A 7,661-nucleotide genomic window follows, 5' to 3' on the forward strand; every position below is an offset into this window, starting at 1 on the left:
GTTAAACCGGCAAAGGCGTGGATTGGTGATACGTGTCGAACTGCCCCGCCATCCAGCCACCGACTGCGATCAGGCTGGTTTGCGCGGTCGGTTTGAGCGTCGACAGTCGACCGCTGCATAGCGCCGCCAGTCGATCGCTGATCTGGAACAATTCGTCGAGGTCTTCGCTGATCACCAGGATCGCGGCACCCGCATCGCGCAGGGCAATCAACGCGCGATGGATCACCGCCGCGGCACCCACATCCACGCCCCAGGTCGGGTGCGCCGCGATCAGCAGTTTCGGTTGTTGAAGGATTTCCCGGCCGAGAATGAATTTCTGCAAATTGCCGCCGGACAGGCTGCGAGCACAGGTTTCAGTATTCGGTGTCTTGACCCCGAAGCGGCGGATGATCTCTTCGGTCAATGCCTGGACTTTGCCACGCTGAATCAGGCCATTGCTGACCAGCCCTTGCTGAAAAGCGGTCAGCAAGGCGTTGTCTGCCAGACTCAATTGCGGCACTGCCCCGTGGCCGAGGCGTTCTGCCGGCACACATGCCAGGCCGAGGCGGCGTCTTGCATCGGGGCGTAAATGAGCGACCGGTTGCCCGGTGAAACTGATGGTCGCGGCGTCATTACGTGCAAGGCATTCTTCGCCGCTGAGCAGGGCCAGCAATTCGTCCTGACCATTCCCGGCGACACCGGCGATCCCAACGATTTCGCCGCTGCGCACTTCAAGGTGGATATCCCTCAGTGAGCAGCCGAACGGATCCGGGTTATGCCAGGACAGCTTTTGTATCTGCAAGAAAGTTTCGCGGCCGCCGACCTTCGGATAATCAGTGATCAACCCCGCCGCATCACCCACCATCAAACGAGCCAGTTGCTGATCCGTGCACTCGGCTGGAACGCAATGTCCGGCCACTCGACCACCGCGCAGCACCGTGGCCTTATGACACAGCGCCCGAACCTCGCCGAGCTTGTGGCTGATAAACAGAATGCTGCAGCCCTCGACGGCCAATCGACGCAGGGTGACGAACAACTCGTCCGCCTCTTGCGGAGTCAGGACCGAGGTCGGCTCATCGAGAATCAGCAGGCGAATGTCCTGCATCAGGCAACGAATGATCTCCACCCGCTGACGCTCGCCAATCGACAAACTGTGCACCAGCCGTTCAGGCTCCAGCGCCATGCCATAACGTTGCGAGACTTCACGAATGCGCGGCTCCAGTTGCGTGGGTGTGCCTGCCGCAGCGCCCATGGCCAGGGCAATGTTCTGCGCCACGCTCAGGGTTTCAAACAGCGAGAAATGCTGGAACACCATGCCAATCCCCAGACTGCGCGCCTGGGCCGGGTTGCGCATGGTCAAGTGTTGTCCTTGCCAGATCATCTCGCCCGAGTCGGCATGGGTCACGCCGTAGATAATTTTCATCAGGGTGCTTTTCCCGGCGCCGTTTTCACCGAGCAGGGCGTGGATCTCACCGGGTTGAATACTCAGGTCGATACCGTCATTGGCCAGGCAGCCGGGATAGCGTTTGCTGATTCTGCGCAATTGCAGACGCGGTGTTTGATCAGGGATCGGCACGGGATTTGGCATGACAGGCTCGGGACAATTGAAGTTGTGCCTGTGGATAAAGCAATTTCCTGGCCATTGAGTCAGGAAAACCCGGTGTCGTCGTTGTTCTGCCTGCTCCGCAGCCTCTCGCGCAATATACTGATCCCTGCTCCGGCACCACTTCAGGGCAAGCCTGTCGATAAGGCCCCGGTTTCGCCCGTATCGAACTGGTTAAAAAATGAGCAGCCGACGGAGAGCGTTGCTGCCTATGCGACTGAGCCAGCCTTGCACGGGTTATCCACAGATTGCTCCACAGTATTTGTGCGCAAGCCAAAAGCCCAGGCATAAGCACTGAAAGGCTTTCTTCTAAAGGCGATAAACCGCTCTAACTGATTGTTTTTCGGTGGGATTAATCCCGAAGAAGGGCGATTGGACGAAAAGTGAACAATGGCCGCAAAGCCACGTTGCAAAAGGGGTTGCGGGGAATGTGCTCAGGTTATCCACAGTCGGGTGCACAGCAGATGTGGGCAAGTCATGGAAACACTTGGATTAAGTCTTGCCCCAAAAGATCGCAGCCTTTTACCGCTGCAACAGAATGCGTCCGCGACTCAGATCGGCCAGTTGCGTTTGCAGGGTCTGGATCTGTGATTCACCTACGGCCAGGTGCAACTCCACGCCATTGGCGGTGAAGGTTTCTTCCAGCATCAGGCCCCCGAGTTCGGCCACCCGCAGTTTGACCAGCGCCAATTCGCCGAAGCCGCAGGCGCAACGCAACGGCACCCGGCTGATCAGCGCAATTCGTTCAGCGGTTTGCAAGCACTTGTTGGCACTGCCGCCATAGGCCCGAGCGAGTCCGCCGGTACCTAACTGGATGCCGCCGTACCAGCGAATCACCACTACCGCTACTTGATCACAATCCTGCGCTTCGATGGCCGCCAGAATCGGCCGTCCGGCAGTGCCGCCCGGTTCGCCATCGTCGCTGCTGCGGTATTGATCGGCGAGCTTCCAGGCCCAGCAATTGTGCGAGGCATTCAAGTCGCTGTGCTGCTCGATGAACGTCTGAGCATCAACGGCGCTGCTGATCGGCGCAGCGAGGGCGATGAAGCGGCTTTTGCGAATTTCTTCGCGGTATTCGCAAAGGCCGGCGAGGGTAAAAGGCATGTGCGAGGATCTTTTAAAGGGTTGGCTTGAGGCCGCAGCCCTTGAGAATGATACGGATCAGGTTGTTACCAGCGTCTTCCATGTCCTGCCTGGTCAGCTTGGTGCGGCCTGTCACGCGACAAATCTGTGTGGCGAAGTCGGCGTAATGCTGGGTGCTGCCCCACAACAGAAAGATCAGGTTTACCGGGTCGACCGGGTCCATCTTGCCAGCGTCGATCCAGGCCTGAAATACACCTGCACGGCCCTGGAACCAGACGCGATAGTCCTGGCTGAAATGCTCGCTCAGGCATTCCCCGCCGCTGATGATCTCCATGGCGAAGATCCGTGAGGCTTGCGGTTGGCGGCGGGAAAACTCCATCTTGGCGCGGATGTAGCGCGTCAGCGCTTCGGCCGGATCGTCTTCGGCGGTTAATGTGTTGAAGGTGCTGTCCCACAACTCGATGATGTTGCTCAGCACCGCCACATAGAGCCCGAGCTTGTTGGTGAAGTAGTAATGCAGGTTAGCCTTGGGCAGTCCGGCATTCTGCGCAATGGTGTTCATGCTGGTGCCTTTGAACCCGTGACGAGCGAACTCGTCTTCGGCGGCCTTGATGATTGCGTCTTCGTTTTTTTGGCGAATTCGGCTGGCAGGTTTGCCGGTGTGGGCTGGGACTTCAAGGGTCATGGACGTTTCCGAGCAGTTCTGTGGGTGCAACCAATGCGTTGATAGCGCACCCACAAGAATCAGACAAGCCTTGTCACCATAAAAGCCTCGAAGCCGTTCGGTTTTACCGCGTGGCCGCCAGGCTTTCCAAGAAACTTTCCAACACCAAATGAGGGCGACGTCCCTTGCGGGTGACCGAAGCCAGGCTCAGGTCATAGAAGCGCGCCTTGGGTTTCAAAGCGCGCAGTCGGCCTTGCTGCACCCAGAGGCTGGCGTAATGGTCCGGCAGGTAGCCGATATAGCGTCCGGTCAAAATCAGAAACGCCATGCCTTCCCGATCCGACGCGCTGGCGGTGCAATTGAGTGCCTGATAATGCGCCTGGATCTCGGACGGCAAACGGAAGGTCGGTGCGATGGCGTCCTGACTGTTGAGCCGCTGGTCATCCAGTTGTTTGTCATCGACATAAAACAGCGGATGCCCGACCGCGCAGTAGAGCAGCGAACGCTCGCTGTACAGCGGCTGGTATTCCAGGCCCGAGAGTGCGCTGGCCTGAGGCACCACACCGACATGTAAACGGCCGTCGAGTACACCTTGCTCCACTTCGTTGGGGGCGATCATGCGGATTTGAATTTGCACCTCCGGGCCCCGCTCCTTCAACTGCGCCAAAGCATGGGTGATGCGCATGTGGGGGAGGGTGACCAGGTTGTCGGTCAGGCCGATGGTCAGCTCACCGCGCAGATGTTGGTGCAGGCCGTTGACCTCGGTGCGAAAGCTTTCCAGCGCACTGAGTAGTTGCAAGGCCGACTGATAGACCTCGCGTCCTTCCTCGGTCAGAGAAAACCCTGCGCGACCGCGTTGGCACAGACGCAGGCCGAGGCGTTGTTCAAGGTCGCTCATCTGCTGGCTGATGGCTGAGCGGCCGATCCCCAGCACGGTTTCCGCTGCGGAGAAGCCGCCGCATTCGACCACGCTGCGAAATATGCGCAGCAGACGGATATCAAAGTCACTGACTTGCGCCAGCGGATCGGGGCGACGACTGCTCATAGTTTAGTGCTGGCCTGACTGAACGTTAGAAAAGTTGGATTTCACCGACTTTATCCCCGTGGCAATTTAGCTGCAAGAACGCTTTTGATCCCTACGCCGCTTATTGCCCTGCGAGGTTTTGCTCATGAACTTGCCTGAAAACGCTCCGGTCTCCCTGGCCAGCCAACTCAAGCTCGATGCTCACTGGATGCCTTACACCGCCAACCGCAACTTCCAGCGCGACCCGCGACTGATTGTTGCCGCAGAAGGTAGCTACCTGATCGACGACAAGGGTCGCAAGGTCTATGACTCGTTGTCCGGTCTGTGGACCTGTGGTGCGGGGCATACCCGCAAGGAAATCCAGGAAGCTGTTGCAAAGCAGTTGGGCACCCTCGATTACTCGCCGGGCTTTCAGTACGGTCACCCACTGTCTTTCCAGCTGGCAGAGAAAATCACCGAGCTGACCCCAGGTAACCTGAATCACGTGTTCTTCACCGATTCCGGCTCCGAGTGTGCTGACACCGCGGTGAAGATGGTGCGTGCCTACTGGCGTCTGAAAGGTCAGGCGACCAAGACCAAAATGATCGGTCGTGCCCGTGGCTACCACGGCGTGAACATCGCCGGCACCAGTCTGGGCGGCGTCAACGGCAACCGCAAAATGTTCGGTCAGGCAATGATGGATGTCGACCATCTGCCGCACACCTTGCTGGCGAGCAATGCCTATTCCCGTGGAATGCCGGAGCAGGGCGGTATTGCCCTGGCCGATGAGCTGCTCAAGCTGATCGAGTTGCACGATGCCTCGAACATCGCCGCCGTGTTCGTCGAGCCGCTGGCCGGTTCCGCTGGTGTGCTGGTTCCGCCTCAGGGTTACCTCAAGCGCCTGCGCGAAATCTGTGATCAACACAACATCCTGCTGGTCTTCGACGAAGTGATTACTGGCTTTGGTCGTACCGGCTCGATGTTCGGTGCTGACAGCTTTGGCGTGACCCCGGACCTGATGTGCATCGCCAAGCAAGTCACCAACGGCGCAATCCCTATGGGCGCGGTGATTGCCAGTTCCGAGATTTATCAGACCTTCATGAATCAACCGACGCCGGAATACGCGGTGGAATTCCCCCACGGCTACACCTACTCGGCGCACCCGGTGGCTTGCGCGGCTGGTTTGGCTGCACTGGATCTGCTGCACAAGGAAAACCTGGTGCAGAGCGTGGCTGAAGTCGCGCCGCATTTCGAGAATGCGTTGCACGGTTTGAAGGGTTCGAAAAACGTCATCGACATTCGTAACTATGGCCTGGCCGGCGCGATTCAGATCGCCCCGCGAGACGGCGACGCGATCGTGCGTCCGTTCGAAGCCGGTATGGCGCTATGGAAAGCTGGTTTCTACGTGCGCTTCGGCGGCGACACCTTACAGTTCGGCCCAACCTTCAACAGCAAGCCGCAGGATCTTGATCGCCTGTTCGACGCGGTCGGCGAAGTGCTGAACAAAGTCGACTGATCCAGCCTGTAGGAGCCGAGCTTGCTCGCGATGGGCCTCAAGGACGCCATTGCCGGCAAGCCGTGCTCCTGCAAAAAGCCATGTTTATTTAGCAGGTGCCCCATGTCGGGCGCCTGTGGACAACTTTTCAGGAGCCCCGCATGAGTCTTATCCAGCATTTGATCAACGGCGAACTGGTGACCGACAACGGTCGCAGCGCTGATGTGTTCAACCCGTCCACCGGCCAGCCGATTCACAAGGTTCCTCTGGCAAGTCGCGAAACAGTGCAAAAAGCCATCGACACGGCCAAGGCTGCTTTTCCTGCATGGCGCAACACACCGCCGGCCAAGCGTGCTCAGGTGATGTTCCGCTTCAAACAACTGCTCGAGCAGAACGAAGCGCGTATCGCTCAGTTGATCAGCGAAGAGCACGGCAAGACCCTGGAAGACGCCGCTGGCGAACTGAAGCGCGGTATCGAGAACGTCGAATACGCCTGCTCGGCTCCGGAAATCCTCAAGGGCGAGTACAGCCGTAACGTCGGCCCGAACATCGATGCCTGGTCCGACTTCCAGCCGTTGGGCGTGGTTGCCGGCATTACGCCGTTCAACTTCCCGGCCATGGTTCCGCTGTGGATGTATCCATTGGCGATCGTGTGCGGAAACTGCTTCATCCTCAAGCCTTCCGAGCGTGATCCGAGTTCAACGCTGCTGATCGCCCAGCTGCTGCAAGAAGCCGGTTTGCCGAAAGGTGTGTTGAGCGTGGTGCACGGCGACAAAGGTGCGGTGGATGCGTTGATCGAAGCGCCAGAGGTTAAAGCGCTTAGCTTTGTCGGATCGACTCCGATTGCTGAATACATCTATGCCGAAGCCACCAAGCGCGGCAAACGTGTGCAAGCATTGGGCGGGGCGAAGAACCATGCGGTGCTGATGCCGGATGCAGACCTGGACAACGCAGTCAGTGCCTTGATGGGCGCGGCCTATGGTTCTTGCGGTGAGCGTTGCATGGCGATCTCGGTGGCCGTGTGTGTCGGCGATCAGGTGGCGGATGCATTGGTCGCCAAGTTGGTGCCGCAAATCAAGGCGCTGAAAATCGGTGCCGGCACTTCTTGTGGTCTGGACATGGGCCCACTGGTGACCGGTCAGCATCGCGACAAAGTCAGTGGCTATATAGAAGACGGGGTTTCTTCCGGCGCTGAGTTGGTGGTCGATGGTCGTGGTCTGAGCGTAACGGGCCACGAAGAGGGCTTCTTCCTCGGCGGCTGCCTGTTCGATCGCGTCACTCCAGAGATGCGTATCTATAAAGAAGAGATCTTCGGCCCGGTGCTGTGCATCGTGCGAGTGAACAGCCTTGAAGAGGCGATGCAACTGATCAACGATCACGAGTACGGCAACGGCACCTGCATCTTTACCCGTGACGGTGAAGCGGCCCGGTTGTTCTGCGACGAGATTGAAGTGGGGATGGTGGGCGTCAACGTACCGCTGCCGGTTCCAGTGGCGTACCACAGCTTTGGCGGCTGGAAGCGATCGTTGTTCGGTGACCTGCATGCTTATGGCCCGGATGGTGTGCGCTTCTATACCCGCCGTAAGGCAATTACCCAGCGCTGGCCGCAACGTGCCAGTCACGAAGCTTCGCAGTTCGCTTTCCCTAGCTTATAAGTAGAAGAGTAAAAAGGCCGGCTCCCTTATTTGAAAAAAGGTGCCGGCCTTTTGCTTTTCAGGGTCTTTTTGACTCATATGACAGAATTGTGAAAATAGAGGTTGACGGCAGAATCTGGAAGCCTATAATTCGCCCCACTTCCGGCGCAGTCGAAACGGAAAACTCCTTGGTAAACAAA

Annotated in this window: 7 protein-coding genes; 3 read left to right on the plus strand and 4 right to left on the minus strand. The window is 58.3% G+C overall.

From position 1 onward, the window contains the following. Position 1 precedes the first annotated feature (1 nt). Entirely contained in the window at positions 2–1,567 is a 1,566-nt protein-coding gene (locus AC07VR_RS30340; protein WP_495013481.1) for an ABC transporter ATP-binding protein, read from the minus strand. 30 nt (positions 1,568–1,597) lie between these two features. On the opposite strand from AC07VR_RS30340, the gene AC07VR_RS30345 reads away from it, so the two are divergent. Beyond that, positions 1,598–1,873 (plus strand): hypothetical protein, encoded by a 276-nt coding sequence (locus AC07VR_RS30345; protein WP_494995076.1) that lies wholly within the window; start codon positions 1,598–1,600, stop codon positions 1,871–1,873. Positions 1,874–2,104: 231 nt separating this feature from the next. Here the strand turns inward: AC07VR_RS30345 and AC07VR_RS30350 are convergent, their stop codons facing one another. The 3 genes from AC07VR_RS30350 to AC07VR_RS30360 form a co-directional block, all read right to left on the minus strand. Beyond that, on the minus strand, positions 2,105–2,686 hold the full coding sequence (locus AC07VR_RS30350) for an IMPACT family protein (protein ID WP_495013482.1): 582 nt from the start codon (positions 2,684–2,686) through the stop codon (positions 2,105–2,107). Positions 2,687–2,699: 13 nt separating this feature from the next. Then, positions 2,700–3,350, minus strand: a complete 651-nt coding sequence (locus AC07VR_RS30355; RefSeq protein WP_494995078.1) for a TetR/AcrR family transcriptional regulator — start codon at positions 3,348–3,350, stop codon at positions 2,700–2,702. 103 nt (positions 3,351–3,453) lie between these two features. Beyond that, a complete protein-coding gene (locus tag AC07VR_RS30360; RefSeq protein WP_495013483.1) occupies positions 3,454–4,374 on the minus strand; it encodes a LysR family transcriptional regulator in 921 nt (306 codons plus the stop codon). Between the two features lie 124 nt (positions 4,375–4,498). On the opposite strand from AC07VR_RS30360, the gene aptA reads away from it, so the two are divergent. Continuing rightward, a complete protein-coding gene (aptA, locus tag AC07VR_RS30365; RefSeq protein ID WP_494995080.1) occupies positions 4,499–5,848 on the plus strand; it encodes an omega-aminotransferase AptA in 1,350 nt (449 codons plus the stop codon). A 140-nt stretch (positions 5,849–5,988) separates the two neighbouring features. Continuing rightward, the gene (locus tag AC07VR_RS30370; protein ID WP_494995081.1) at positions 5,989–7,482 is read left to right on the plus strand and encodes a CoA-acylating methylmalonate-semialdehyde dehydrogenase; all 1,494 of its coding nucleotides are present in this window, start codon (positions 5,989–5,991) and stop codon (positions 7,480–7,482) included. The last annotated feature ends 179 nt before the right edge of the window (positions 7,483–7,661 follow it).

The organism is Pseudomonas sp. GW821-FHT02H09, from assembly GCF_059421425.1.